The sequence below is a fragment of the Corynebacterium sp. 20-84 genome (assembly GCF_053479455.1).
This window is the reverse complement of sequence record NZ_JBRBCB010000004.1, coordinates 77,378-104,315: the sequence shown is the minus strand read 5'-3', so window position 1 is coordinate 104,315 and position 26,938 is coordinate 77,378. Positions and strand designations below refer to the sequence as shown.

Below are 26,938 nucleotides of genomic sequence, written 5' to 3'. Positions count from 1 at the left end.
TTACTCACCTAGATACGCGGCCCACGCGTCGGGCGCTTCGACGCGGAAGGTCTCGGCCGCAGTCAGCGTGGGTGAGCTGTAGGTGATGGTGCGGCTGTCAACCAGCACCGAGGCCTCGCTGTCCAGCAGCCAACGTGCGGCGAAGAGCCCCGTATCAAGACGAATGGCCTGCGGCTCGGCATCGAGATGGCCGCGAACCACGGCGACGACATGGGCGATGCGCTGCACCGACTCATCGGCGGTCGTGTCGGTGTCGGGCGCCCACACCGTGTGCGCCTGGTTGATCGCGAGAGTGTCCGACGCCCCCGTCACCGATCCCGACAGTCCCTCCGGATGCATCAGACGAACGCCACGACGTGTCGGTGACCAGCCCTGGTCCAGAAGGTGCTGGGCCGTGGTGTCGCGCGGTTGCGTCCACTCGACGGTGGCCCCCAGGTCGAGCAGGTCGACGATCGCCTCATCAGAAAGTGTCTTCTCTGCGCCGCCAGTCATGTCGTTGCCTCTTGTCGTGTCGCCGGGATGTCGATCATTGGTGGTCGATGTTTGTCCACGCTGGGGAATCTCAGGAAAGGAAGGGGGACACGAAAACGGTACCGTAGCCCCGCCCGCGGATCAGCGAATACTCCAACGGGACCTCATCAAGAGCCTTGAGTAGATCGGGGTTCTCCCGGAACGTCGGGGCATGGCGCAGAATGTCATCACACCAAGACGCCGGTTTGTCCACCATGTCGCGACTGATCTGTCAACGATGTCCCGACTGATGACACTCATCGGCATCCCCATGGTCGCCCTTGCCGGCGCCATGATCACATGGCGCTCCTCACCCCGCCGCGAGGCCGGCGGATCTGCCGTCAGGGCGCAGGTGCAGGATTAGTCTCCGCCCCGATCCGGGCTCATCCCAGCGCCCTTCGCTCCGCAGTGGTTTTCTTTATCCTGGCATCACTGTCCGCTATCTAAGGAGCAACCAGTGAACCGCGAAATCGTCTTCATCGTCTATGTCTCGGATATCGACACCTCTGTCGCGTTCTACCGCGATCTTCTCGGCCTCGACACCGACTTCGTCTCACCCCGCTACGTCACATTCGCCCTGGCGGAGAACGTGTACCTTGCCCTTTGGACCGGCAACTCTGAAGCCCTCGGTGCCGCAGGAAACCGCACCACCGAAGTGTGCCTCAACGTCCCCGCTGACGAAGTCACCACGACGTTCGAGCGATGGAATGACAAGGGCGTGAACGTCCTCCGAGAGCCGTACGAGGAAGTCTTCGGCACCACCTTCGTCGTCGCCGATCCAGACGGCAACCTCATCCGCGTCGCCCCCATCGACTAGCGGCGCGCACTCACCGCACGGGCACGCGCCCATCCCAAACTCGGCCAACAAAAATAAACGAAGTCTGGGTTAAGTAGCAGAAGGGGATGCGGACGGAATCTTGCGATTTCCGCAGATCAGACTATACAAATCGGGCTTGAATAAGGATTTAGCCCTTATTCGGGCCCGTTTCTCGTTCAATCCGTCGGACAAGGCCGCGATTCTCTAACGAGATGGGTTCCAATTCCCTCTGCGGCGGATGCCAAACGCTTTATTCAAGCTTGTCGTCCTCTTGTCTGCGGACTGTCCTGACATAACGGGCGTGGTTCAACCAAGTATGCACCGTCGCCAGTGTTGTCTCCCTCGTTGTCCCTCTCGGCAATCCATCCGGCAGGGCTCTCCTTGGCGGCGCGAACCGTCGTCGAACCCCGAGGTGTCCCCGCTGCAAACGGGAATCGAGTCGAGGCTGCGGATGAGGTAGATAAGTTTGTTCGAGCCTTCCCGGTTCAAGATGATGAGGCCATCGAGTTTTGTCCCGTTCGGATCATTGCTTGGGGCTCGAAAACCGATCTCCCGAACTACGCCAGGCTCGTGCGCAACTTGATTCTCGAGCTGGCGACGCTGTTTTCGCAACTTTGCCGGAATCTCTGCCATCTCTGCTCCTTCCACTGTCTCTTGGGCAGCACACACAGCTGCACCGCTATCCGGAACTTGACTAGTTCAGTGATCGCTGTATAGTTCACTGCATGCTGACTATTGCTTCGCGTCTCGACGTGATGAACCGCCTGGGTCGTGCACTGGCCGACCCCACTCGATCCCGGATCATCTTGACCCTGCTCGACCATCCCGCTTACCCGGCGGAACTATCCCGAGATCTGGACCTGACACGCCCGAATGTGTCCAACCACCTGGCATGCCTGCGCGATTGCGGGATCGTCGTCTCCGAGCCCGAGGGTCGTCGGACACGATACGAGATTGCCGATCCGCACTTGGCGCAGGCGCTGACGACACTGGTCGATGCCACCCTGGCAGTAGACGAAGACGCCCCGTGCATGGATCCCGCCTGCTCGCTTCCCGGATGCGACGTAGCTGGGGAGGGCGCATGATCCTCACCACAGCCTTGCAAGCGATAGGCCTGTTCGCAGCTACCAACATCGACGACATCATCGTGCTCTCCCTCTTCTTCGCGCGAGGGGCAGGCCAGAGCGGCACCACCGCCCGTATTTTGGCCGGCCAGTACCTCGGATTTGCCGGCATCCTCATCGCCGCGATCCTTGCGACCATCGGCGCCGGAGCATTTCTGCCCCCGGCAGCTATTCCATACTTTGGTCTCATCCCTCTGGGCATCGGCCTCTGGGCCGCATGGCAGGCCTGGCGCGGAGACGATGACGACGATGACGACGAGGCCAAGGTTGCCGGCAAGAAGGTCGGCGTTTGGACAGTCGCAGGCGTCACGTTTGCCAATGGCGGCGACAACATCGGTGTCTACACCCCCGTATTCCTCAGCGTGGAACCTCTCGCAGTAGTCGCCTACTGCGTTATCTTCCTCGCGCTCGTTGCGGTCCTGGTGGCCCTAGCAAAGTTCGTCGCCACCCGCCCCCCGATCGCGGAAGTGCTCGAACGCTGGGAGGACATCCTCTTTCCCATCGTTCTCATCGGCCTCGGCATCGTGATCCTCGTCAGTGGCGGAGCCTTCGGGCTCTGACGGAGCAGCAGTGTTCCAAACGGCCCCGACCGGGCGCACCCCTCTCGGTTCAGACCCCAACAACTACCCGCAGCCAGTCCTGCGTGATCACAGCAACAAGACCGCTATGAAGCGCTGCAAAAACCACGCCACCAGATGAGTACGGAAACTCTTCCGTGGCTCGGTCCGCGCTCATAAACAATCCGCGCTATAACCCGAGCAGGAACGGCGTTCAGACAAAGAAAAATGACCCCTCCGAACGAACGGAGCGGGTCATTTTTGGGTTCGCGGCCGTTTTTCTTCGGCCGGCAGGAGGTTTCGTGAAAAGATTGGAACAGTTTCGTGAAACCCCCACGTCAGATGGTGTCCCCGACAGGACTCGAACCTGCGACCTTCGGTACCGGAAACCGATGCTCTAATCCACTGAGCTACGGAGACATCGCTTGTAACAGCGCCCCTTAATCTAGCACTCCTCAAACCATGGCAGTTAATCACCTCGGGACGGCCGGTGAGCTGTGCCGATTCTGACCGTTGACACGCGAACCAAGCGCCCGTACGATCGGGCACCGCACATTGTAGACGTATCAACAAGATTAGAAAGTTGCTTCAACGCAAGGAGTCCCACCCTCAATGACCACGCAGAATTACACCGGCGTTTACGACCTCGACACCGCGCACTCCTCCGTCGCATTCACCGTCCGCCACGCAATGGTGACCAAGGTGCGCGGCGAGTTCACGGACTTTAGCGCCACTCTTACCGCCGACCAGGACAACCCTGCAGGCAGCAAGGTGGAGGCGACGGTGGCAACGGAGTCCGTCGATACGCGCAATGCCGACCGTGACGCGCACATCAAGAACGAGGACTTCTTCGACGTGGAGAAGTTCCCGCAGATGACCTTCAACTCCACGTCTTTCGATGTCGACACATCCGGCAACGGCACCGTCACCGGCGACCTGACCATCAAGGACACGACCAAGCCGGTCACCTTCGACGTCGAGACCTTCGGTGTTGAGGAAGACCCATTCGGCAACACCCGCCTGGGCTTCGAGGCCCGCACCACGAACCGCAAGGACTTCGGCATCGACTTCGAGGCCCCGCTGAACTCCGGCGGCGCACTCGTCGGCGAGAAGATCACCATCGAGATCAACGGATCCGGAATCAAGCGCACCTAGTTATAACGGCCGCACAAATAAAACGGCAGTGCAGGTACCCACACTCCTGCACTGCCGTTTTTGTGACTGAAAACCCCTAGTAGGTGGGATCCGGAATGACGATCCAACAGATGAGGTAAATGAGAAGACCGGTGAAGCCCATCACGGTCGCGGCGACAAAGAGAACGCGCACCAAAGTCGGATCAATGTCGTAGGTCTCCGCGATGCCGCCGCACACACCTGCAAGCATGCGGTCGTTCGTCGAGCGGTGCAGCTTGCGCTGCCCCATCGGCGGCGTCTGCTGCTGGCTCTGCTGAAAGCCGCCTTGCTGGTACTGGGTTTGGCCCGTCGTGTAGTTCGGGGTGCCCTGCTGCGCGTCAACGTCGTAATACGCGTCGCCGTTGCCTGGGTTATCGGCCGAATTATTGGCCGCGAAATCCCCGGGATTATTTTCCGGGTTATTCGCGCCGTTGTTCTCGTACGGGTTAATCGGAGTGGACATCGTGGGTCCTTTCGAGTGGAGTTGAGTGGAGCGTTTTGCCTCTTCAACTCCCATTCAACCCCTACACGCTGGTGTTGGCAACGGTCTTTAGTCACCAATGGGAATCTTGGGGTCCACCACCGCTTCATCGAACGCCAGGACACTGTCGACGAACCGACGGATGGCGGGGATATCTTCCGGGTCGAGATGGTCGAAGACGACTCGACGGACAGTTTCGACATGGTCGGGCACGGCACGCTGGAGGCGTTCGAAACCGGTGTCCGTCAGGCACACGAGGACACCGCGGCCGTCGGACGGGCTCTTCTCCTTCGTCACCAGACCACGGCGCGCCATGCGGGTGATCTGGTGGGAGGTCCGGGAGCGGTCCCAGTTGAGGTAGGAACCGAGTTCGCGCAGACGCAGGCTGCGGCCTTCGGCCTCAGACAGGGAAACGAGAACGGCATACTCGGGACTTGAGAGAGACGAGCTGGCCTCAAGCGAGTCTTCGACAATGCGCTGAAGTTTCCTATGCGCGGCGAGCAAGCAGCGCCAAAACACCTGTTCCTCTTCACTGAGCCAGCGAGGTTCCGTGGTCATGTCACCTAGATTACTAAACGCGGACACTACCAGCGAATTCAAGGCTCAATCCGCAGGCAAAGCTACTTGTGCGCGTTAGCGGCCGCCTTTGAGTTCTTGGATCGAAGCACTGCGGGCTGCGGCGACGCGGTCGAAGCGCTGCGGGAAGCACGTCAGCACGAAGACTTGGGAGTTCTCCCCCACTTGGGAGAACAGCGCGTTCATTCGGGCGAGACGCTGCGGGTCGGTCGCCCCGAGGGCATCATCGACAACGACTGGGACGCGGGTCTCCTCGGTGTCGGTGCCCGCGCCGGCGACCATGTCGGCGATGGCGAAACGCGTAAGCAGAGCCATTTGCTCTTTCGCCCCACCTGAGAGCTGAGCGAGATCAATCGTCGTTCCGTCGAGGGTGCGAGCCTCGACGCTCAGTGCATCGTCAAGTGTGAACTCGGTGCCCGGCCCGAAGATCTGGCTGGCATAGCGCTGCAGCGATTGCGCGAACGGTGCGGCGTATTTCGCGCGGGCGGCGTCGCGGTACTCGACGAGCATCTCGCGGAGCAATTTCACGGCATTTGCTTTGCGACGCAACCTGTCCCGCCCCAGACGCGCCACCTCCAGCGCGGCGCGTGCGTGGTCAAGCTTCTCTCCTTCTCCCTCCGCACTGGTGACGCGGGACTCGAGCTGCAGGCGCCGGTCGCGCGCTACGTAGTAGCGCTTAGTAAGGTTGTCCAGACGGTTGCGGGCGCCGTCGCGGAGCCTCTCCGCCTGTGTCGGATCGGCCGCCGCGACCTCCTCTGCGATGTTGGCGGCTTCCGCGGCGGCGGTCTCACTCGCCGCCACAGCGGTATCGCGGGCAGCGACTAGGGCGTCGTCGGCGTGCTTCTCACGTGCGGCAGCAAGATCACTGCGGGCGCCACTGGCGGTGGATTCTAGCCCGGCGATCTGAGCTTCGAGAGCGACGAGCTTCGCGTGCTCCGGCTTGGTGCGCAGCTGCACCAGCTCGAGGGCTAGATCATGAACAGCCCGGGCGATCTCCTCGACCTCTGCGCGTGCGGTGTCGACGGATGTCTGCGCGTCCTCGACGGACAACGATTCTGAATCAGATTCCTCGACGAGTTCGGTAAGACGCGTGTGCTCGTGACGCACCTCGTCGGCGTCGCGGCCACGGAGGATGTCACGACGGCGGTCGATCGCGGCGGTGAGAGCTGCAGCTGCCTCGCGGTGAGAATCGCGCAGCGCACGAGCCTCGTCGACATCTGCGCAGCCGAGTGCACTGATAAGGCGTTCGAGTTCGGCTTCGGCGTCGCGGAGCGCGTCGGAAGCGGTGTCGGTGCCGGTGGCGGCGCGGTAGGTCAAAGTGACATCGCCGATGCCCAGTTCAGTTCCGTCGTGCAAGGCGATGGACTCGGGATCCCCGCCGACGGTGTGGCCGGTGCCGTCGACGGTGATGTTGGTGCCGTCAGGAGCGGTGATGTCCACATGCGCGGCAGCGGCATCACGCAGGCGGCGCTGCAGGGCGACCTCGTTGGAGGCAGTCTCCACAGCGCGGACATCGTCGTCGGTGACCGGGCGGTCCGGCACGGTCTTCCGCAGGCGGGCGATCTCGGTATCAGCGTCATCGAGGCGGGCCACGGTGTCGGCGAGATCACGTAGGCGCTCCGCGGCTTGGGCCACGGCGAGGGATTTCTCCGCCTCGGCGAGGCGCTGACGTGCGGTGGTCTCTTTTTCGCGGGCCTCGGTGTGACTCTCCTCCTTGGCTGCCAGCGCTTCTGCTTCAGCGCGGTCGCGCTCGCGAGCGGGCTCGAGGGACTCGTTGACGGAAGCGAGTTCGGCCTCGACCTCTTTCACGCGGGCGACAAGGGCGGTGCGGCGCTCGAGGTCTTCTTCGATGCGCTCGACATCGACGGCGGCGCGGGCCGCTTTTTCTTTGGCTGCATCGAGTCTGCCGGCCAGCTCTTTCGCCGCGGCGGCGTCTTTCTCACGTTCGGCCAGCTCTTCTTCCGCACCTGGCAACTCGGCTTCGATCTCAGCCATCGTGGCTTCGCTTTGGGCGAATTCGTCGACATCGCGCTCATAGGAAGCCAGGTTGGCTTCGGCTTCACGGACGGCGTCCTCCGCTTCAGTGACAGCTTTGTCGGCTTCGGTGAGCACCCGCTTGTCGTTGCCCTTGCCGGTGAAATACCGGGCGAATTCGGCCTCGACGCGCTGCATCAATCCGGAATCGTCGAGGGGTGCCTCGGAGGAATCAGCAGACGAACCGGAAGCATCGCTCGATGCCTCCAGCGCGCGGGTGAACGACGGGATACCGGCGGCGGAGATGGTCTCGGTGAAAGCGCCTTGGCGGAGAAAGAGTGCGTCGAAAAGCTCTTGGTCGACGTGCTCAGCGAGGATCTCCCCCAGTCGATTGTGGGCCTGCTCCCCTGCCAGCTCTTCACGGCGCGGCGCGGTGATGGTGAGCTCGGCTTTGCCCTTGGCGCCTTTGCCGAAGCGCTTGTGCACGGTGAAGGTGTAGGGGCCGACGGTGGCGGCCAGGGTGACCTCCGGCTGCTCATCGTGGCCCTTCGGATAGAGGGCCCGGATCTTCGCGGCGGTGGAATCGTGCTTGACGGTCAGCACTGCATCTAGCGCGTCCAAGATCGTGGATTTGCCGGCCTCGTTCTCGCCGTGAATGAGGATGACGCCGGTGTCAGGCAGGTCGGTGAGCTCGAGGTGCTCGACTGCCCGGACGTTGTCGATGATCAGGGAGTGGATACGCATTAGTTCGGCTCCTTGCTCAGGCGGAACAACAGGTTGACGGCGTCGCGGGCGGAGGCGGCTCCCTCGGGGTCGGTCGGGACGGAGGCCATCTCGAGCAGGGTGGACATGGCATCGCGGGCATAGCCGGAAAGCGGCAGGTCGGTGAGTTCCTCGTCGCTGGGCTCGAGGTGGAGGTCCATGAGGCGCTCACGCTCGAACAGTGCGCCAAAGACATTCTCCTTCGCCGCGAGCCCCTCCTCCAGCTCGCGGGTCGCCTCCAGCCCGAGCGTGCCAGCGATGGAGTATTTCACCACCGTGCGGGATTTCTCCGGGTAGGCCTCGAGCTGGTCCAGCAGGTCTTTCACGTCGGAGGAATCGGAGACCTCGAAGTGGAGGGCGTCGAAGGTCCATTCGCCGACAGTGCGCTCGTCAACGTTCACCTCAGAATCTGCGGCGGAGCGCTTGTCCACGCCGACCACCAGCGCCTTGCCCGAATTCACTTCCCCGCCCTCGACGTTCTCGCGGCGGTCGTGGAAATCGGTGACCTCGGGTGCACCGGAGAACCACACGCGGCCGCTGGCACCGATCGGCCCGGCGGAGTGGGTGTCGCCCATGGCCACGTAGTCGATGACGCCAGCATCGAGCGCTGCCTCGAGCCCGGGCAGGTCGATCCGGTCAGGCTTGTTCTCCCCGCTGCGGTCCTCGCACTGGCCGTGGGCGATGAGAATGCGGATGGCGTCGGTCGGCTCGAGTCCGGCGAGCGCCTTCGCGGCGAGGTCTTCCGTTGCGTAGCGGGCCAGAAGCGGAGCACCGACGAGCTCGACGCCAGGACGAACCTCGACCGGCATGGAATCCGCCAACACGGTGATGTTGTCGCGCTGCGCGGCGCGCTCCAGTGCGGCACCCGGTAGCAGCGCGTCATGGTTGCCCGGCAGCAAATAGACCGGCACGGGCAAGGCACCGAGCACCTCGAGCGCACGGTCCATGGTCTGGGGGTTGAGCGCATTGGCATCGAAGACATCCCCGGCCACCACGATGAATTCAGCACCGTTTTCTTTGGAGAGGTCACCCAAGCGGGCGATGGCGCGCAGACGCGAGTCGTTGAAACGCGACTGTGCGTCGTCTTCCAAGAACCAGCGGGTCATGCCCAGCTGGAAATCGGAACTGTGGATGAACGTGACGTGCTGCGCACCGGAATGCGCGCCGGCAGATGTCGTGGACTGTGCGCTCGAGGTCATGCTGCTAGTACTACCACCGCGGGTGAACCATGCGGTTTACATGGGCGTATGTGGACGAACAGATGTTCTTACCGGCGGGTGAGTTCGTCGTAAAGGTCCTCGAGATCGGACACGGCGCGCAGCTGGTCGATATTGGTGAAAGAGATGGTCTGCATCGCCTTGTGCAGCAGGTCCAAGTCGGAGTCCTCGATCATCGGGGCGACCTTTGGGTCGGGAAGGTTGGGCAGGATGTGGCCATCCCAGAAGAACTCGGAGCCTTCGCGGGCAGATTCCTTGGCCCGCTCACCGGCTGACTCGCGGAGCTGCCGCTCAAGGGTGTTCAGGTCGAGGTTGCGGAGGCGGAATAAGAGGGTGGGGTCGGCGTCGATAAGCTCTGCTGCTTTGATCGCGGCGGCGACGCTGTGCTTGCACACGCGAGTCTCATCCGGGCAGTCGCAGCGGAAGCGGATCTTCTCGTCCTCGGCGGCGAAGAGGCAGTCGAGCAGCTCACGGGTGAAATAGCCGTTGCGGACCTCGGCGAGCGCATTGGCGTTGTGCGCCATGATCCCCAGGGCTTCGCGGATGGTGCCGGTGTCGCGGTACGGGAGGATGACCAGCGTGGTGAACGGCTCGTTCTGGGAACCGGCGACCGTGGCAGTGAAACGGCCGGGTTCGGGGCGGATGTCCACGACATTGCCCTGGTAGGCGTAATTGCGGCCGCGGGAGAAACGTCCTTGGTCGGTGCCCTGCTGCGCGGCGCGGTAGATGGCGCGGGCGGGCTCGTTGAAGCGCAGGATCTGCGAGCGGACCTCCTCGGACACGCCGCTCGGCGTGGTGGTCTCGGCGGCGCTGTCGACTTTTTTGCGCGAGCCGAAATTCACGAAGGTGACGTTGTCCATTGTCGGCCGTGGCATGTCTACTCCTTTCTTCCCTTCTTGCCTGTCTACTCGCTGGTCCGGTAGCTCATGAGCGTAGCCAGATCCTCGGTACCGAGCTCGGTGATCCAGCCTTCGCCCTCCCCCACGACGGCGCCGGCCAGCTGCAGCTTGCCGTCGAGAATGTCCTGGATGGATTCTTCCATCGTGCCTCGGGTGATCATCTTGTACACCTGAACATTCTTCGCCTGGCCGATGCGGTAGGCGCGGTCGGTGGCCTGGTTTTCCACCGCCGGGTTCCACCAACGGTCCATGTGGACGACCATGGAGGCGGCGGTGAGGTTCAACCCGGTGCCGCCAGCGCGCAGCGACAAGATCATGGCGCGGGGGCCGTTCGGGTCCTGGAAGTCATCGACCATATCGTCACGCTGCTTCTTGGACACCCCGCCGTGCAGGAACGGAATGGCCTGTCCCAGCCGGTCGCTCAGATATGGCTGGAGAATATCGCCGAAGGCCTTGTATTGGGTGAAGACGAGGACGCGCTGATCGGTGCGCACGGCGTCGTCGATAAGCTGCACGAGCTTTTCCACCTTGCCGGAACGGTGCTTGCCCTTGATGGTCACGGCTGAGCCGTCGCCCAGGAAGTGTGCGGGGTGGTTACAGATCTGCTTGATGCGCGTGATGGTCGACAGCACGAGTCCCTTGCGCGCCATGCCGGTGCGCTCCGCGAGCTCTTTTTTCATTGCCTCAACGAGCGCGGTGTAGATCGCGGCCTGCTCGTCAGTCATGTCGACGGTGACCACTTCCTCGCTCTTTTCCGGCAGGTCCGAAATGATCGCCGGATCCGTCTTCAGCCTGCGCAGCACGAACGGCGCGGTGAGTCGCTGGAGACGTTCCTGCATCTCGTCAGCCAGCTGCTCGTCCCGGCGCGACTCGATCGCTTTGGCGAAATGATTGCGGAAGAAGCTCTGCGAACCAAGAATGCCGGGGTTGACGAAGTCGAGGAGGCTGCGCAGCTCCGCCAGCCGGTTCTCCACGGGAGTGCCCGTCAGCGCGATGCGGTGACGGGCGCCAATCGCACGCACGCTTTGCGACGCCCGCGTGGACGCATTCTTGATCGCCTGCGCCTCATCGAGCACCACATGGTCCCAATCGATGCGCCCCAGCTGTTTGTAATCGCGGGAGACCACGCCGTAAGAGGTGATGAGCAGATCGAGCTTGTCGATCTCCTCGATCAAGGCATCACCCTTGAGGCGTCCTTGCCCGTGGTGGACGCCGACGCGCAGGCCCGGAACGAATCGCGCGGCCTCACGCGCCCAGTTCCCCACGACCGAGGTCGGAGCGACGACCAGCGTCGGACCTGTCCTTTCGTCCTTGTCTGCCTCGACCGCGAGCAGCGCGAGCAGCTGGAGCGTCTTGCCCAGGCCCATGTCATCGGCGAGAACAGCACCGAGCTGATTGCGGGACATAAAGTACAGCCAATCGACGCCGCGCCGCTGGTAATCGCGCAGCTCCACCGTCACCGTATCCGGGATGGGCTGGCGCTCCGGTGCAGGACGGTCCGTGCCGCCGATGAGCGCGTCCATCCACGCGGGCGAATCGACGTCGCCGGCGATCTCGAGCGCCCCGCCTTCGGATTCCGCCGCTGCCTCGAGCGCGAGCTGGCGCAATTCCTCTGCGGTGATGACGCCTTCGTCCACTTCCTTCTGCGAGAGGGACTCTATATATTTGCGCGACTTGGCCAACGACCGCGCATCCGCCATCACCCACTGGCCGCGCAGCTGGATCAACCCAGACTTGGAGTTGATCAGCAGGCGCATCTCTTCCTTGGTCAATTCGGTGTCACCGACTGAAAGCGACCAGTCGTAGGAGATCAGCTGGTCCACACCGAAGCGGCGGACCGTCGCCTCGTCCGCATGATCGTCGTTCGAGCCGACAGTGAGCTTCGCCCGCGTCTCCATCCGCTGCCACGACCGCGGCAGCATCACGGTGATGCCCTTCATTTGCAGCCGCGTCGCGTCACGAGCGACCAGCTGCATGAGCTCCTCGGTGTCTAGGTACGCGTCCCAGTCTCCGTCGCGGTTGGTCAGTGGAGTCTGCGGCAGCCGCGGGTGGCGCTCCGGGTCAACCAAGTCGGTGACTTCCACGGCGCGGCGCAGCTGTTCGCGCAGACTGGACAGGGTGGCTACATCCACCTCGTCTAAGTGAATCGGCTGCGGCGCATCCGTTCCGGCGCGGACCTGCGCACGCACCGGCCACTGCACCTTCGCCGGATCCAGCGGCGTGTTGTTGTCAGTGCCAGTGACATCGGCAAGCTCGCTCAACATCGCGCTGGCCGGGTCAGCATCCACCGCCATTGACACCGGGTCGGACGGTTCCTCCACGATGAAGACCAGCTGCACATTCACAGCGGTGATCGAGCCATTCCAGTGCGCGATCTGCTTGGACACGCTCGACCCGCCGCGGCGCAACGGCTGGGAGGTGAGCAGCGCTTCGGCGAAATCATGCCACGGATACGCGCGTTCCTGGTCCTTCAGATGCGCTAGGTGCGCGCTGGCGATCCAGTGGACGAGCGTGGTGGCCACGTCCTCACCCAGATTCATATTGTTCGCGGTGACCACGCCCGGAGCGGCCGCGATCATGGACGCCAGCCAACCGCGCTCCTCCAGCCCGGTTCCCAATTGCCACTCCGGGTACCACGCGCCGTCCGACGGGCGGACGCGGATGCTCACGCGCCCGGCGCGGACAAACCGCGTCAACCCCACATACAGGCGGATGATCCAGTACAGATCCGGGGCGATCGCTTGGCGTTGGGTGGCGGTGGCGGCGGGAGACGCGTCGTCGAGAAGCGAAATATTGCTCAAAAACGCGACTGTCTCTTCCGGCGAGAACGCCGCAGTCGGCGCGCGCAACTGGAGCTGCCGACCCCGCGGCGTTTGCAATGTGATCGCGTCGCGGCGGCGGAACTGCGAATCCTTCAGCATGTTCTCCACCATCGGCGGGAACGTGCCCGACGGGACCTGCGACGGCAGCAAAATCTTATGCCCGTCCACACGTTCAACCCACAGGTTGAGCCCCGTAGCGGGCAGCCACAGGCCGTGCAGAAGGAATTTAGGCATAACCTCTTTTCTACCACCGTTGGCGCACCGCACACTCTGGGCGAAAATGAGACCTATACCACCCTGTGTGCTCTCGTACGTTATCCTGACCGTTGCTTCTGAAAACCACGAGCCTTTAAAGCTACGGGCTTCTAGAACAAAGGAGATCTATGTCCGAGAACACATGGATGATCATTGCAGTGGTCATCTATTTCGGAATGATGCTCGCCATCGGTTATTACGGATGGCGCAAAACCACCAAGTACGGCGACTACGTCATCGGTGGCCGCGACCTTCCCGCTTTCGTCGCCGGCATTTCCGCCGGTGCCTCCGATATGTCCGGCTGGCTGCTGATGGGCCTGCCCGGTGCGCTATTCGTCTCCGGCATGAGTGAGCTGTGGATCGTCATCGGCCTGTTCCTCGGCGCCTTGGCTAACTGGCAGTGGGTCGCGCCCCGCATGCGCGCCTACTCCGAGGTAGCCAACAACTCGATCACGCTTCCGAGCTTCTTCGAGAACCGCACCCACGACCAGACACGCGCGCTGCGCATCATCGCAGCCGCCATCATCATCTTCTTCTTCACCTTCTACGTCTCCTCCGGCATGGTCGCCGGCGGACGCTACTTCGAGTCGACCTTCAAGGGCGACTACCTGTGGGGCATGCTCATCGTCGGCGCGATCACCGTCGTGTACACCTTCGTCGGCGGCTTCTTCGCCGTGTCCTACACCGATGTCGCGCAGGGCATCCTCATGTTCCTCGCACTCATGATCGTCCCGATCATGGCACTGTTCTCACTGGACAACGCCGGTGAGATCTTCAGCTACCCGCTGGATAACCCGTACGGCCCGCACGAAGAAGGCAACCCGACATTCTTCAACTTCTTCGCGGGCGTGTCCGCCGCCACCATCATTGGCAACCTGTCATGGGGCTTCGGCTACATGGGCCAGCCGCACATCGTCACCCGCTTCATGGCCCTGCGCAGCCCGTCCGAGGCACGCTCCGGCCGTAACGCCGGCATGATCTGGGTGGGCATCTGCTACATCGGCTCCGTGTTCACCGCCATCGTCGGTGCCTCCTACTTCGGCACCACCCAGCACTCCGTCACCGACCGCGAGGGCTTCGAGACGATCTTCCTGGACATGACCTACGTCCTGTTCCACCCGCTGTTCGCCGGTCTGGTGCTCACCGCTGTCCTAGCGGCGATCATGTCCACCATGTCTTCCCAGCTGCTGGTCACCTCCTCCGCCCTGATCGAGGACCTCTACCGCGGCTTTGCCAAGAAGGATCTGACCGGCCGGGGCCTGCTCATCGCGTCCCGCGGCATGGTCGTCCTGATCGCTGTCATCGCCGTCCTCATGGCGCTCAACCCGTCGGACACCATTCTCGGCCTGGTCGGCTTCGCATGGGCTGGCTTTGGTGCCGCGTTCGGCCCGGTCGTCGTCGCCTCCCTGTTCTGGCGCCGTTTGACCGCCCCGGGCGCCATGGCCTGCATGATCGTCGGCGCCCTGACCGTCCTGGTCTGGGGCTACCTCCCGGCGACCTCCGACCTGATCTACGAGATGGTTCCGGGCGTCCTGTTCGCCACCATCGCGATGGTCGTTGTCTCCCTGGCCACCAAGCCGAAGCCTGAGTCCGAGGCGGAATTCGACCGCGCCGGCGAGGTCTTCGACTACGCCATGGAGCACCCGGAGCAGAGCTTCGACGACGCGCTGGAGCACACCCCGCGCTAAGCATCTAGCTCCTCCCCGGCTCACATGAGCCGACGTTGCAAAGGGCGGGACGTACGGTTTCAACTCCGTGCGTCCCGCCTTTGTCATGCCGGCTGCGTTTGGGCCCCACTAAGCGATGGCCTCCTTCTTTGGACCCCACTATGCGATGCCGTTTCCAGGCGCAGCGCGACCTGGGGTTTTCGCGATCGCATAGTGGCATCGCATAGGGCACATCGCATAGTGCACCCCGCCCACGGAACCTCGGCGCGCCCGGGGCAGTCCAATAAGGCATGACCTTCTTCCGCGCATACCTCGCCGTCCTTACCACCATCACAGTCGCGGTCGTGCCGTTCCCCACGCCGCACTCGCTTTTCGACGTCCCCTCCCACCCCCAACCCCGCCACACCGTTCTCGGCTACGAGCGCGAATACTTCGGCGACGGCTGGGGCACGCAGCGCACCGGCTGCACCACCCGCGAGGCTGTCATGGCCAGCGCGTGGCAGGTCGATTCCTGTGCTCTGCCCTACCGTCAATGGGACATGTCCGCCGTCGCACCGTTCGACGACCCGTACACCGGCGCCCCACTCAACCCGTCCGAGGTGGAGATCGACCACATCATCCCCCTGCGCGCCGCGTGGGATTCCGGCGCCCACGCCTGGCCGGAGGACAAACGCATTGCCTTCGCCAACGACCCGCTCAACCTTGTGGTCACGTCCCGCACCGCGAACCAGTCCAAGTCCGATTCCCTTCCCAGCGAATGGGTGCCGCCGAAAAGGAATGTCCGCTGCGACTACGCCCGACGTATCGCGCTGATCGCACGCACTTATAGTCTTGCGCTCCCGAAACCGGACGTGCGCGCCATGCGCCGCCAATGTTCAGGTGTGCGTGGCCTTATAGATTCTTTCGTCCCAGCTGGGACAATTCCGTTGCATTCCGTAGAGTAAGGTGCCATGACAACATTTCTGCTTTTCCTGCACGTCGCCGCCGCTGTTCTTCTCATCGGCCCGGTGACCGTCGCCGTGTCCGCGTTCCCGAAGGCCGCTCAGAAGGCCGAGTCCGGTTCGGAAGAAGCTGTCGGCCGCGCTTCCTTCCTGCACAGCTTGTCCACCAAGTACGGTCTTATCTCCCTGCTGGTCCCGCTGCTTGGCGGTGGCCTGCTCGCGTTCGACTGGGAGACCCACAAGTCCAACTACTGGATGCACACCGCGATCGTACTCAGCGTCCTCGCCTGGATCTTCCTGTTCGCTATGGTCATCCCGCAGCAGCGCAAGATGATGGGCAGCCTCGGTGCCCTGCACCCGGCTGATGCCGACCCGCGCGATATTGCCACCAACTTCGATTCCGCCCGCGTCAAGGCAGCTGCCGGCGGCGGCATCTTCTCCCTGCTGTGGTTCCTCACGCTGATCCTCATGTTCCTGCCGACTCCGGCTTAAGACCAGCGGCATCTCGCCCCTCGGCGGTTTAGCGCTTAGTACAAGGCGCTAAACCACCGGGGGTTTCTTTCATTCTGGCTCTGGCGCCGGCAGCAGTGAGGGGAGCCGAGGCCAAGTCCCGCCTAGAAGAACCCGAGGATCTGCCCTGCCAAAGGCGCCGCAGCTGCGATGATCAGCAGCAGGTAGCCGATGATCGCGCCGGGGCTGAGCGCGCCGTTAGACGAGGAGCCCGTGGCGCTGGCGTTCTGCGGGGAGTCAAGAGGGTAGCCCTCATAGGCCGACGCGGTCGGGCCGGGTGTGCCGGTGGGCAAGAAGATAGAGGTGTCGTCGATAGGCACGACGCCCGGATTCGTGCGCTCGGCGAGGTAACGGGTCAAAGCCCAGTTCTTGAAGGACTGGAACGTGTTGGTCGGGCCGTCCTCGGGGAACGTGGCGCGTAGGAATCGCGCGTGGACTTTCTCACCGCCGTCGCGCGGGGAATGCAGCTTCGGGTTCAAATGGCCGGACATGACGCCGACCATCCCGCGGCCGGGAATGAACACGGGGCCACCGGAATCACCCTTCTGCCCCGTGACGCCGATGGCGAAGAGCTCATGGCCGAAATCGGCGGCGGCGCGCCCGCAATGGGAACCGAGGGTGCCGCGGTGCGTGGTGGCGCCGTGGAAGCAGACCTTCTCGCCGGGGCGGACCTCCGACGGACGGATCAGGGGGTCGCCTGTGATGTTATTCGGGGCGAGACGCACGTTGTCGTTCCACTCGATATAGCCCCAGTCATTCGGCGACTGCAGGTCCGAATACAGCGGTGAAATGCGCAGATGACCAAGCACAGGCGAGCGCTTGGTGTAATCCGATGGATCGACTAAGCGCACCCCCGCACCGTCAGCACCGCAGTGCGCGGCTGTGAAGCTGCGCTGGTTGTCGGCATCGTTGTAGCCAATCGTGCACAGGCTGTCCGTGTCGTCCACGACGAACGGCATGCCCTGGTACACAGCCGATGGCACCGCCGCCGAGGCAGGCGCGACGCCGCCGGCAACCACACCAGCGGCAGCTACACCCGCGCACGCGAGCGCGGCGCCTGCAGTCAGCGCAGCAGAACGCGCCCGCAACGCAACGCGCTGCAGGCGTGTTGGGAGTGCATCCGGTGCGGACTGCATGACACCTACTGCCCCACGGATTCCGGCCTAGTCGCGCCAGCCGCGGTCGCGGCCGCCTCGTCCACCACGGTCATCGCGGTCACGGCCACCACGGCCACGTCCTCCACCGCGGCCGCCGCGGTAGCCGCGGTCGCGGTCGTCGTCACGCTTGCGGTAGCCGCCGCGTCCACCACGGCCGCGCGGCGGTGCACCGGTGTCGCGCTGGATATTGATCAGCTGGCCGGAGATGCGCGTGTCGGTGAGGCGGTCGAGGACAGCCGGGTCGAGATTCTTCGGCAGCTCGACAAGCGTGAAGTCGCCGCCGATGGTGATGCGGCCGAAGTCACGGTTAGTCAGGCCACCCTCGTTCGCCAGCGCGCCGACGATGGCGCCCGGGCGGACGTGCTGGCGCTTGCCCACGTCGAGACGATAGGTGTCGAAGTTCGGATCGTCGTTCTGGAAACGGTTGCGCCCACCACGGTCATCGCGGTCACGACGGCCACGGCCACCACGGTCACGGCGGTCATCGCGGTCCCAACGGTCGCGGTCGCGACGATCGCGCTTGTCCTTCGGCGGCTCCTTCATCAGGAATTCGTCACCGGAGGTCTGGGCTGCAAGCGCGGCGGCGATATCTTCCATCGGCACGTCGTGATCGGCGGAGTAGCTGCGCACCAGGCTGCGGAAGAGATCCATCTGGTCGTTCTCGAGCGACTCGGTAATCGAATCGGAGAACTTGGCCATGCGGGAGACATTGACCTCGTCCACGGTGGGCAGGTCCATCTCCTCGATCTTGGCGCCGGTGACCTTCTCGATGGAACGGAGCATGCGGCGCTCGCGCGGGGTGACGAACAGGATCGCCTCGCCCGTTCGGCCGGCACGGCCAGTTCGTCCGATGCGGTGGACGTAGCTTTCCGTGTCGTTCGGAATGTCGTAGTTGAGCACGTGCGAAATGCGCTCAACATCCAGTCCGCGTGCGGCGACGTCGGTGGCGACGAGGATGTCCAAGCGCCCGTCGCGAAGCTGGTCGACCGTGCGCTCGCGCTGCTGCTGGGCAATGTCACCGTTGATCGCGGCGGCGGAGAATCCGCGCGCGCGGAGCTTCTCGGCGATCTCTTCCGTCTCGTGCTTGGTGCGCACGAAGACGATCATGCCGTCGAATTCGGTGACCTCGAGGATGCGCGTGATCGCGTCGAGCTTGTTGCGGTGCGCGGTGAACAGGTAGCGCTGGGTGATATTCGTGTTCGTGCGCGTCTCGGACTTGACCGTGACCTCAGCCGGGTCGTTCAAATACTGCTTGGAGATGCGGCGGATGCCGTTCGGCATCGTCGCGGAAAACAGCGCGACCTGCTTGTCGTCCGGGGTGTCCTCGAGGATGCGCTCGACGTCTTCCTGGAAGCCCATGTTGAGCATCTCGTCCGCCTCGTCGAGCACGAGGAAGCGCAGGTCGGAGATGTCCAGCGAGCCCTTCTCCAGGTGGTCGATGACACGGCCCGGGGTACCCACGATGACCTGCGCGCCCCGGCGCAGACCGGACAGCTGAATGCCGTATGCCTGACCGCCGTAGATCGGCAGGACCGAGATACCGCCCAGGTGGTCGGCGAAGGACTGGAAGGAATCAGACACCTGCAGCGCCAGCTCACGCGTCGGCGCGAGCACGAGCGCCTGCGGGTGGCGCGCCTTCTTGTCGATCTGGGCGAGCACCGGCAGCGCGAACGCCGCCGTCTTGCCCGTACCCGTCTGCGCGAGACCGACCACATCGCGGCCTTCCATCAGCAGCGGGATCGTCTGCGCCTGGATCGGCGACGGCTCCTCGAAGCCGACTTTGCGGATCGCGGCCAGCAAATCATCCGGCAGATCAAGTGCGTCGAAGCCAGTGCTTATCGACGCCTTCTCTGCCCTCTTTCCGCCGTTATCCTCAGCGGAATCCTCGTTCACATTCTCGTTGTTGTTCTGCTCCGCAGCTTCGTCTGCGGCCCCTGTTTCGTTCACGTTCCCATTCTTATCTGCAGTGCCTGCAGCGTCCGAAACACTTGCTGTTTCGCCCTGCGTCTGCGCCTCGGGGCCAGACGGCACCTGATCTGCATTCAGATCGTCGGTGTTTTCCGTCTCAGCCGGGGTATTCGCCTGCTGTTCTTCAGCGGCGTTGTCATCAATACTCATCACCGCCAAAGCCTACCGTCAACGCGGGCTGTATAGCTATTTACTGCGAGTACAGCGCTGCCGGGCACACCTAGACACCCCCACGCTACTGACCGCGACCGACCACGGTCACGCCCTGAAGTTCCTAACGCTGCGGCGGCTGGTTCGTCCCCGGCCCCTGCGTGCCGTATGGGTTCTGGTCCCAGTAAGAAGCGGGTCTCCCCTGCCCGCCCGGCGCGCCCGGTCCACCTGGCGCCCCGGGACCACCCATTGCACCTGGACCACCCGGATGGTCCGGCCGGCCCTGCTGGGAGAAATCGTCCACGAAATTGACCGTCTCACGAATGCGCTGCCGCTCTCGGTGGCGGCCGACCAGCGCGAGAATAACCCCCAATGCGAACAGGAAGAATGCGGCGATGCCGCCGAAGATTCCGCCGAAAATACCGAGCAGACCGGAGCCGATCTTGTCGACGTCCTCTTTGTTCGCCACCATCACGTCGCGATCACACGAGAAGGAGTACTCGCCTTCATCCTTGGAAACAATCTTCATTTTGGAGAACCATGCTTCTTCACCCTCACCCAGCGTGACCGACGTAGCGGTGATCTCGGTGTCAATCTCGTCGCCGGACGGTGAAGAAATAGTGCATTCGGGAAAACCTGTTCCTTCGCCCCGGCCAAAGAGCCGGTATTCCGTCTCCGCGGCAAGGTTCGCCGTGCCATCCCCACCACTGATCTCGATTTTCGGCGTGTCCATGAGCTTCTTCATGCCGCCGCCTCCGACGACCACGCCGAAAACAATCGCTGTGATCAAGGCGATCACACCGATGACCGTGATGACTATGCCTGCCTTCTTCATTTCTGCGCCTTCCTCAACTCACCCAGTACCCACACTGCATGCACCACCTGGCACGCCATGCTGTGTACGTCGGGGATGCACGGCGCAGGAGCTTGTCTATAGATTAACCGTGATGTCCGTCACACGCAGGGCCTTCGCCGATCACCCTGCCCGCGGCAGCGCTTGAACTCACACCACCAGCGCACCGCCTAGACTGAATGCTCATGCAGACCTCCCGCCGACTTCGTTCCGCCGCCGTTCTCCTCGCCGCTTCCGCGTTCGCCCTCGCCGGTTGCTCCGAGACCCAGGACGAGCTCGCCGAGCCCGCACTCACCACCGTGGAGACCTCCCCGGCCGAAGAACAGGCAGAAACCACTGAAGCCGAGCAGCCCTCCTCCGAGAAGAAGGAGGAGAAGCCCACGACGAAGAAGGACGACGGCAAGGACGAGGACAAGAACAAGGACGAAAAGGAAGAGAAGAAGGCAGACGAGCCCGCCGAAGATCGCTCCAACGTCGCCGCCGGCACCGTCTGTGGCGAGGTGACGTCCCTGGGCGACGGCAGTGCCTTGTCAGTCGCCGCTCTCGACGACGGCCTCGACTGCGACGAGGCCATGGAGGTCTTCACCGACTACATGTCCGACTCCCCCTCCGGCACCCCGCCGCAGGGTTCCGGCGCATTCTGGACCGCACCGAACGGCTGGTTCTGCGGCGGCAACAACTTCCTCTTCCCCGGCGACGAGGACCAGAAATTCAACAAATACCCCTCCTGCGGCCCGCAGGACAGCTCCAAGTCCGTCGTCGCGATTCCCGCTGCGCGCATCAGCGAGCTGCCGGTTTAGCCCCCAACACAAAAACCACGAACAGCCGCGCCATGGCTGAACCGATCATCTGCATCAACCAGCGCAGGTACCCGGCGTTCCACATCGCGGCGCCGGGTGGACGGAACGGACGGTGCGGTTTGGGTCAACGCTGCCCGTAGATTTTGCGATCATCGAACTTGTGATGACGACACGCGATGCATACGATCCTGATCCGAAAATTCTTGAATTCAAGGCGGATTTGTTCAGGATCTGTACGGGGCTAGCGAACATCGCGAATGAGATTGGCAGGTTGCCACCGGCGTGGAACGCCGCCATCGTCGAGCAGGTCAAAGGAAAGCTAAATAAAGCTGTAGAGAATGTTGCTCGTCTACCAGATGAGCTGGCGCACGGTCTCCTTCAGGTAGCGGGAGCGCATGTCCATACCATCGGACGGCTAATGCAAGATAAATTAACTTCCCCGGCTACAGTCGCACCGCTGGCACGAAGCGCTTTGGAGTACTCTGCGCTTCTGATGTTTTTGAACCGGGAAGAGGAAGCCCACGTTCGAACAGTCCGCAATGCGCGGGCCCTTCGCATCGGAATGAAAATCGATGGTGCCCACAGGCAGGATGGGCTTGATGAAATCTATGCAAACCTAAACACGGTCGTGCGTTCATACACCAAAAAACACACCGTCCCGGATCTAAAACACGATGAGATTGGCTTCGGGAAGATTGTCGAAGTTACGCTGGGCGATTTAATTGGACCCGGGATCTATGATCAACTGTGCAGCTATACTCACCACAACACTTGGAAAGCGCTCCAACAAGCGATCCTCGCCGACATCAAGCCGATTGAACTTGAGCTTGACTCGCTCCTCTTTGCTTATAAGGCTTCCCTCGCGCTTGTAGCTGCAACTCTCACGATTCTGCCCTACCGCGACGGTGACGCGTCTGTGGAATGGCACGAAGCTCTCGATCTCACGACTTCCGAACTTCTACATCTCGGTAAGCTAATGGGCTCATACTCGCCGAGCGCATAATTGGATCGTAGTGATAACAAGGCACAGAAAGCTGAGCAGATAGTAGTCTCGACGAGACATAAATCGACGCGCAGGTCTGGCCTGCTTCATTGCTCATCTAGTCCGGATACAAATGAAACGCTCAAGCCCGATCCTCGGCGATACAACTTTCAACCCATCATATAGAACACATGTACTATGGGATCAATCTTCAAGTCGAGACCATCGCCTAGAGTGACGGACAAAGATCTAGGGTTAACAGCGAATTCTTCCTAGAGCGAGAAATCGACTAGCAAACAAGTTACAAAGGTTGCGGAGAGGGCAAAGACAAGATGGAGTCAAGAAAAACTCTTACATCCTTGGAGATTTGCGCAGGAGCCGGCGGACAGGCTCTAGGCCTTGAGAGGGCCGGATTTCAACATGCAGCCGTTGTAGAAATCGATAATTGGGCATGCGAGACGCTCCGTAGCAATCGGGGCCAGTCCAGCGGAGAGCACCATTGGCCTGTTCACGAAGTAGACGTACATGATTTCGATGGAAAACCGTGGAGAGGTCAAATTGATCTTCTCGCCGGTGGCGTGCCGTGCCCACCTTTCTCAATCGCAGGAAAACAACTCGGCTCCGACGACGAACGAGATCTTTTTCCACAAGCTCTTCGACTCGTCAGCGAAATAAATCCACGCGCAGTGCTGCTTGAAAACGTGAAAGGACTGGGCCAGAAGCGTTTTGATTCTTATCGAGCTCAGATCATCGAGGCCTTAGACGCAATGGGATACACGGTCTTCTGGAAGCTTATTCAAGCGGTCGACCATGGCGTCCCTCAGCTGAGGCCACGATTCATCTTGGTGGCACTCAAGAATCAATATGCCAAGTACTTTTCCTGGCCCGAACCTCAAGAAAAAATCGTGACTGTAGGCGAAGCTCTTCACCATCTGATGGCTAAGAACGGATGGCAAGGTGCCGATGCTTGGGCAGAACAAGCTAACACCGTCGCGCCGACGTTGGTTGGCGGCTCGAAAAAACACGGTGGTGCAGATGTGGGGCCGACACGAGCGAGAGAGGCCTGGAAGCTCCTCGGCGTTAAAGGATCTTCAATCGCCGAAGAATCGCCTTCATCTGATTTCCCTATCGGTGACCCTGACAACCTCCCTCGCCTAACAGTACCCATGGGCGGAGTTATCCAAGGGTTTCCTGAAGAGTGGATCTGGGCTGGCGGAAAAACGGCACAATGGCGACAGGTAGGTAATGCTTTTCCGCCTCCTGTCGCAGAGGCTATCGGCCGTTCTATCGTGAACGCTCTGGAGAAGGCTCCAATCACTGAAGGAAGTGCTGCGAGCGCTGAAAATCGTAAAATGCAACTCGTAGGCTAGTTTTCAAACAGTGACCATCTTTTTGTCTTACCCTGCCGAGCATGAACACACCTGACGAAAACACGCGCGCTCTCGTCGACCTCTTTCTCCAAAGAGACCCTACTGGCGATGAAATGGGGAGAATTTTTCGCGAGACCTTTGATCAAGCCTACGACGGACAGCACACGGGCAGATTTCGGCCAGAAGAACTAAGTAAGACAGAACTCGCGCACATAGGTTCTCTCGTCGAAATTAACATTCGCCGCCATTTCGCAGACATCATAAGCGATGGCGCAAAAATGGACTACCGAATCGCCGACCTCGAAGTGGACTGCAAGTACTCTAAGAATCCTTTTGGCTGGATGATCCCGCTTGAAACTGTTGGCAATTATGCAATGCTTTGCCATGCGAACGAGGTTACTTCCAAATTCCGAGTCGGGTTCGTGCACGTTACGGATCAAATCTTGAATACTGGCGGCAACCGTGATCGCAAGCGAACGATCAGCGCAGAGGGGCGCAAACAAATCAAATGGGCGTGGTTCGACGAGCCGTACCCTAACAATGTACTTCTGCATTTGCGGCCCGAGATGGCTGAATTCGTAATGGAAAGCAAGTCCGGCCAAGCACGGATTAACAACCTATTCCGTGCTGTACAGAATCAAATCATTCCACGCGGGATCATCTACACAGTTGCCCAGCAAAAAGACCCGATGAAACGAATTCGATACAACGGTGGTTCTAGGTCTGCCCTTCTTCCTGAGGGGATTCTGATTCTTGGAGACTATAAACGCCACACTCGGATCGCTGCAGATCTGGGCCTTCCGATGCCAAAAGACGGAGATACGATAGCCGTCCGTGTCGCTGAGACCAGCCCCTCTTTCGACGGCCCCGTTTCTGAAATCGACGGGAGATTCTGGAGGATTGCCACAGCCGAGGACCCGCACCAAGATGCTCCGGTCATACCCGAGAAATAATCTAATTTTAGAATCGAATTGATGGTTGCGAGATTTTACGCTTCCTTCTCGTTCGTATTCACAGGGATCGTGATCCCCCTTGAAAGTCTTTAATACCGGGAGCGTTTGAACTCAAACTAATCCTCCGCCCGCAGGTGCCGGAGCTTCTCCAGGGCAGCGTCGCCGGCGGCGATGCGGGAGAGGATGTGGCAGGCGTCGTCGAAAAGCGTCCATGCGTGTTCGATGGTGGCGGTGTCTGTGTGGGTGATGATGGCGGCGTTGGGGTCGCGCTCCCAGAAGTCCTTCGTGTCGGCGACGGAGGTGCCGCGGGTGAGCTCGCTTTCGGCTTCGATGTCGATGGTGGTGAGCTGGGGTTCGGGTGCGACCGCGCCGGTGGCGGTGAGCACGGTGAACAGGTCGTGGATCTGGGCCTGGTAGCCCTCCCCCATCTCCTCATGGAATTCGAAGTAGAAGCGGGTGATGGGGTCAAGCTGTTCGGTGATGGGGGCGGTGCCGAGGGTGTGTGTGATGCGGCCGAGGCGCTCGGGGGTGAGGAGCATCTGCTCTGTGGCGTTGAGGGGGCACACGGTGATCGGTGCAGGGGCGTTCGCGAAGACCTCCTTGGCGGCGTGGGGGTCGACCCAGAAATTCCACTCGGCGGTGGGCGTGGTGTTGCCGGGGTAATTGAAAGCCCCGCCCATGACGGTGATGTGGCGCAGCTTCGCGTAATGGTCCGGGTGGAGGCGGCGGAAGGCGGCGAGGTTGGTCATGGGGCCGGTGACAATCAGGTGGAGGTCGTCGGTGCCGCGGTCGATCGCGTCGATCCATAAGGTGTCCCAGTCATGCTCAACGTGGCGGTCGGGGGCGTGCGCATAGCCCATGCCGGTGTCGCCGTGGGTCTCCGGGGTGGTGACAAGCTCCCACTCGAGGGGTTCGGGGACGCCGGCGGCGAGCGGGATGATGGGCAGGCCGCACAGGGTGAGGATCCAGGCAGCATTGCGCGCGCACTGGTCGGCGTCCACGTTGCCGCTGGTGGTAGTCACGCACTCAAGCTCGTGTGTGCCGGCGTGCGCGGCGGCCGCGAGGTAGATCAACGCGTAGGTGTCGTCCACGCCCGGGTCGCAGTCGTAGATAATGCGCATTAGTGCTCCTTCGCGGGGGTTGGTGTGGTTGTCCGGTTCGGACGGGTCTCCTGCCCCATAATCGCCCAGACGGTGAAGGCGCACGCAGCGATCGCGCCGCACACGGCGAAGGCGACGGGGAATCCGTGGGACTGCGCCAGCGCACCGATCACAATCGGGCCGAGAACCTGGCCGGCATCGCCGCACATCTGGAACAACGACAGTGCCTTACCGCCGGAGCGGTCGTTGCCGATGATGTCCGCCAAAGTCGCCTGCTGGCTCGGCACGAGCAGGCCGCCGCCGACGCCGGCAAGAGCAGATAGTGCGATCAGCGGCCAGAAGCTCGTGGCGAAACCGAGGGTCGCCGTCGCGACAACGGTGGTTGCCAGGCCGGTGAGGATCATGGGCTTGCGGCCGATGTCGTCTGCAAGCCTGCCGGAGAACTGCAGCGTCACCGCGTTACCAGCGGCGAACGCCGCGAGCGCAAGCCCAGCCATCGCACCGCCGTGCGCAAACACGGATGCCGCGAACAGCGGGAGGATCGCCACGCGCACGCCCATATTTACCCAGCCTTGAGAGAACATCGACGCGAGCAAACTCCGGTAGCTGGGGTGGCTAAGCGCCTCATCGAGACGCATCGGCGGACGCGTGGCGCGGTCGACGTCGTTGTCCGACTTGGGCAGCTTCGCCCACACCACGAACGCGGCCAGGCCCACGCCGATCCCGTAAATCACGAACGGCCAGCGCATGCCCAGAAACGACAGGCCCGCGCCGGCGATCGGCCCGATGATATTGCCCAGCAGGAATGCCGTCGCATACGTCGAACTTGCCCGACCACGAATCTGCGGCGGCGCGACTTTCACAATCAGCGCCTGCGCCGAGATCGTGAACATCGTCGACCCCAGACCAGCCAGAAAACGCAGCACCATCATGTGCCAATATTCCTGCGCGATAGCGACCAAACCAGTGGTCACCGCAACAATGACAAGGCCGGAGAGGTAGATCTTCCGCGAGCCGAGCTTATCGACGAGCCGTCCCGCCCCCGGCGCCCCCACCAGCCGTGCTGCCGAGAACACCGACACCACGGCCGCTGCCGCCGCCATAGAGACACCGAAGCTCTCCGCGAACTGAGGGATGATCGGCGCGATCAGTCCGTAGCCGAGCGCGATGAGGAATGCCGCGGACACGAGCACCCAGATCTCCTGCGGGATCGGCGGCACCGGTCCGCGCGCGGCCTTCGCTTCCGCGCGGGCATGCCGATGTGCAGCCCAACGGCTGGTCTTAGAGGGGGTTGTCATAGCGCCCAACAGGCTACCCGTT

At 62.1% G+C, this 26,938-nt stretch carries 24 protein-coding genes and 1 tRNA gene; 12 read left to right on the top strand and 13 right to left on the bottom strand.

What is annotated here, in order from left to right:
- Positions 1-492 (bottom strand): hypothetical protein, encoded by a 492-nt coding sequence (locus ACUY2Y_RS04265; protein WP_448324946.1) that lies wholly within the window; start codon positions 490-492, stop codon positions 1-3.
- A 256-nt stretch (positions 493-748) separates the two neighbouring features.
- Between ACUY2Y_RS04265 and ACUY2Y_RS04260 the strand changes: the two genes are divergently transcribed.
- The 4 genes from ACUY2Y_RS04260 to ACUY2Y_RS04245 all read left to right on the top strand — a co-directional run bounded on the left by ACUY2Y_RS04260 (position 749) and on the right by ACUY2Y_RS04245 (position 3,011).
- Complete coding sequence (locus ACUY2Y_RS04260) at positions 749-874, top strand: hypothetical protein (protein ID WP_448324945.1); 126 nt, start codon at positions 749-751, stop codon at positions 872-874.
- A 93-nt stretch (positions 875-967) separates the two neighbouring features.
- Positions 968-1,327, top strand: coding sequence for a VOC family protein (locus ACUY2Y_RS04255; RefSeq protein ID WP_448324944.1), 360 nt, complete (start codon positions 968-970; stop codon positions 1,325-1,327).
- Between the two features lie 725 nt (positions 1,328-2,052).
- Positions 2,053-2,412 carry a Cd(II)/Pb(II)-sensing metalloregulatory transcriptional regulator CmtR gene (gene cmtR / locus ACUY2Y_RS04250; RefSeq protein WP_194560256.1) on the top strand — a complete coding sequence of 120 codons (360 nt, stop codon included), beginning with the start codon at positions 2,053-2,055 and terminating at the stop codon, positions 2,410-2,412.
- Positions 2,409-3,011, top strand: coding sequence for a cadmium resistance transporter (locus ACUY2Y_RS04245; protein ID WP_448324943.1), 603 nt, complete (start codon positions 2,409-2,411; stop codon positions 3,009-3,011). Before cmtR ends, ACUY2Y_RS04245 begins: the two co-directional genes overlap by 4 nt.
- 340 nt (positions 3,012-3,351) lie before the next feature.
- Here the strand turns inward: ACUY2Y_RS04245 and ACUY2Y_RS04240 are convergent.
- Positions 3,352-3,428, bottom strand: a tRNA-Arg gene (locus ACUY2Y_RS04240).
- A 192-nt stretch (positions 3,429-3,620) separates the two neighbouring features.
- Here ACUY2Y_RS04240 and ACUY2Y_RS04235 point away from each other — a divergent pair.
- The gene (locus ACUY2Y_RS04235) at positions 3,621-4,163 is read left to right on the top strand and encodes a YceI family protein (RefSeq protein ID WP_448324942.1); all 543 of its coding nucleotides are present in this window, start codon (positions 3,621-3,623) and stop codon (positions 4,161-4,163) included.
- Positions 4,164-4,239: 76 nt separating this feature from the next.
- Here the strand turns inward: ACUY2Y_RS04235 and ACUY2Y_RS04230 are convergent, their stop codons facing one another.
- From ACUY2Y_RS04230 to ACUY2Y_RS04205, 6 genes are all read right to left on the bottom strand, one after another.
- The gene (locus ACUY2Y_RS04230; RefSeq protein ID WP_448324941.1) at positions 4,240-4,644 is read right to left on the bottom strand and encodes a PspC domain-containing protein; all 405 of its coding nucleotides are present in this window, start codon (positions 4,642-4,644) and stop codon (positions 4,240-4,242) included.
- Positions 4,645-4,731: 87 nt separating this feature from the next.
- Complete coding sequence (locus ACUY2Y_RS04225) at positions 4,732-5,220, bottom strand: MarR family winged helix-turn-helix transcriptional regulator (protein ID WP_448324940.1); 489 nt, start codon at positions 5,218-5,220, stop codon at positions 4,732-4,734.
- A 75-nt stretch (positions 5,221-5,295) separates the two neighbouring features.
- Positions 5,296-7,956, bottom strand: coding sequence for an AAA family ATPase (locus ACUY2Y_RS04220; protein ID WP_448324939.1), 2,661 nt, complete (start codon positions 7,954-7,956; stop codon positions 5,296-5,298).
- On the bottom strand, positions 7,956-9,173 hold the full coding sequence (locus ACUY2Y_RS04215; RefSeq protein WP_448324938.1) for a metallophosphoesterase family protein: 1,218 nt from the start codon (positions 9,171-9,173) through the stop codon (positions 7,956-7,958). The genes ACUY2Y_RS04220 and ACUY2Y_RS04215 overlap by 1 nt, the downstream gene beginning before the upstream one ends.
- Before the next feature lie 68 nt (positions 9,174-9,241).
- A complete protein-coding gene (locus ACUY2Y_RS04210) occupies positions 9,242-10,066 on the bottom strand; it encodes an SWIM zinc finger family protein (protein ID WP_448324937.1) in 825 nt (274 codons plus the stop codon).
- A 29-nt stretch (positions 10,067-10,095) separates the two neighbouring features.
- Positions 10,096-13,146 carry a DEAD/DEAH box helicase gene (locus ACUY2Y_RS04205; RefSeq protein WP_448324936.1) on the bottom strand — a complete coding sequence of 1,017 codons (3,051 nt, stop codon included), beginning with the start codon at positions 13,144-13,146 and terminating at the stop codon, positions 10,096-10,098.
- 149 nt (positions 13,147-13,295) lie between these two features.
- Here ACUY2Y_RS04205 and putP point away from each other — a divergent pair, with 149 nt between their 5' ends.
- The 3 genes from putP (at position 13,296) to ACUY2Y_RS04190 (ending at position 16,267) form a co-directional block, all read left to right on the top strand.
- Complete coding sequence (putP, locus tag ACUY2Y_RS04200) at positions 13,296-14,855, top strand: sodium/proline symporter PutP (RefSeq protein ID WP_448324935.1); 1,560 nt, start codon at positions 13,296-13,298, stop codon at positions 14,853-14,855.
- 269 nt (positions 14,856-15,124) lie between these two features.
- Positions 15,125-15,778 carry an HNH endonuclease family protein gene (locus ACUY2Y_RS04195; RefSeq protein ID WP_448324934.1) on the top strand — a complete coding sequence of 218 codons (654 nt, stop codon included), beginning with the start codon at positions 15,125-15,127 and terminating at the stop codon, positions 15,776-15,778.
- Positions 15,779-15,784: 6 nt separating this feature from the next.
- Complete coding sequence (locus tag ACUY2Y_RS04190) at positions 15,785-16,267, top strand: DUF2269 domain-containing protein (RefSeq protein WP_448324933.1); 483 nt, start codon at positions 15,785-15,787, stop codon at positions 16,265-16,267.
- Between the two features lie 122 nt (positions 16,268-16,389).
- On the opposite strand, the gene ACUY2Y_RS04185 is transcribed toward ACUY2Y_RS04190, so the two are convergent.
- From ACUY2Y_RS04185 to ACUY2Y_RS04175, 3 genes are all read right to left on the bottom strand, one after another.
- Entirely contained in the window at positions 16,390-17,421 is a 1,032-nt protein-coding gene (locus ACUY2Y_RS04185) for a hypothetical protein (protein WP_448324932.1), read from the bottom strand.
- A gap of 27 nt (positions 17,422-17,448) precedes the next feature.
- On the bottom strand, positions 17,449-19,560 hold the full coding sequence (locus tag ACUY2Y_RS04180; protein WP_448324931.1) for a DEAD/DEAH box helicase: 2,112 nt from the start codon (positions 19,558-19,560) through the stop codon (positions 17,449-17,451).
- Between the two features lie 124 nt (positions 19,561-19,684).
- A complete protein-coding gene (locus ACUY2Y_RS04175; protein WP_448324930.1) occupies positions 19,685-20,395 on the bottom strand; it encodes a hypothetical protein in 711 nt (236 codons plus the stop codon).
- Positions 20,396-20,598: 203 nt separating this feature from the next.
- Between ACUY2Y_RS04175 and ACUY2Y_RS04170 the strand changes: the two genes are divergently transcribed.
- The 4 genes from ACUY2Y_RS04170 (at position 20,599) to ACUY2Y_RS04155 (ending at position 24,518) form a co-directional block, all read left to right on the top strand.
- On the top strand, positions 20,599-21,213 hold the full coding sequence (locus tag ACUY2Y_RS04170) for a hypothetical protein (protein ID WP_448324929.1): 615 nt from the start codon (positions 20,599-20,601) through the stop codon (positions 21,211-21,213).
- A 160-nt stretch (positions 21,214-21,373) separates the two neighbouring features.
- On the top strand, positions 21,374-22,216 hold the full coding sequence (locus ACUY2Y_RS04165; RefSeq protein ID WP_448324928.1) for a hypothetical protein: 843 nt from the start codon (positions 21,374-21,376) through the stop codon (positions 22,214-22,216).
- 311 nt (positions 22,217-22,527) lie between these two features.
- Positions 22,528-23,565, top strand: a complete 1,038-nt coding sequence (locus ACUY2Y_RS04160; RefSeq protein WP_448324927.1) for a DNA cytosine methyltransferase — start codon at positions 22,528-22,530, stop codon at positions 23,563-23,565.
- A gap of 41 nt (positions 23,566-23,606) precedes the next feature.
- Entirely contained in the window at positions 23,607-24,518 is a 912-nt protein-coding gene (locus ACUY2Y_RS04155) for a NaeI family type II restriction endonuclease (protein ID WP_448324926.1), read from the top strand.
- Positions 24,519-24,634: 116 nt separating this feature from the next.
- Here the strand turns inward: ACUY2Y_RS04155 and ACUY2Y_RS04150 are convergent, their stop codons facing one another.
- Together ACUY2Y_RS04150 and ACUY2Y_RS04145 are read right to left on the bottom strand one after the other, a co-directional pair.
- Positions 24,635-25,639: a nucleoside hydrolase gene (locus tag ACUY2Y_RS04150; RefSeq protein ID WP_448324925.1), complete on the bottom strand. Its 1,005-nt coding sequence runs from the start codon at positions 25,637-25,639 to the stop codon at positions 24,635-24,637.
- A complete protein-coding gene (locus ACUY2Y_RS04145) occupies positions 25,639-26,916 on the bottom strand; it encodes an MFS transporter (protein ID WP_448324924.1) in 1,278 nt (425 codons plus the stop codon). The genes ACUY2Y_RS04150 and ACUY2Y_RS04145 overlap by 1 nt, the downstream gene beginning before the upstream one ends.
- Positions 26,917-26,938: the final 22 nt, after the last annotated feature.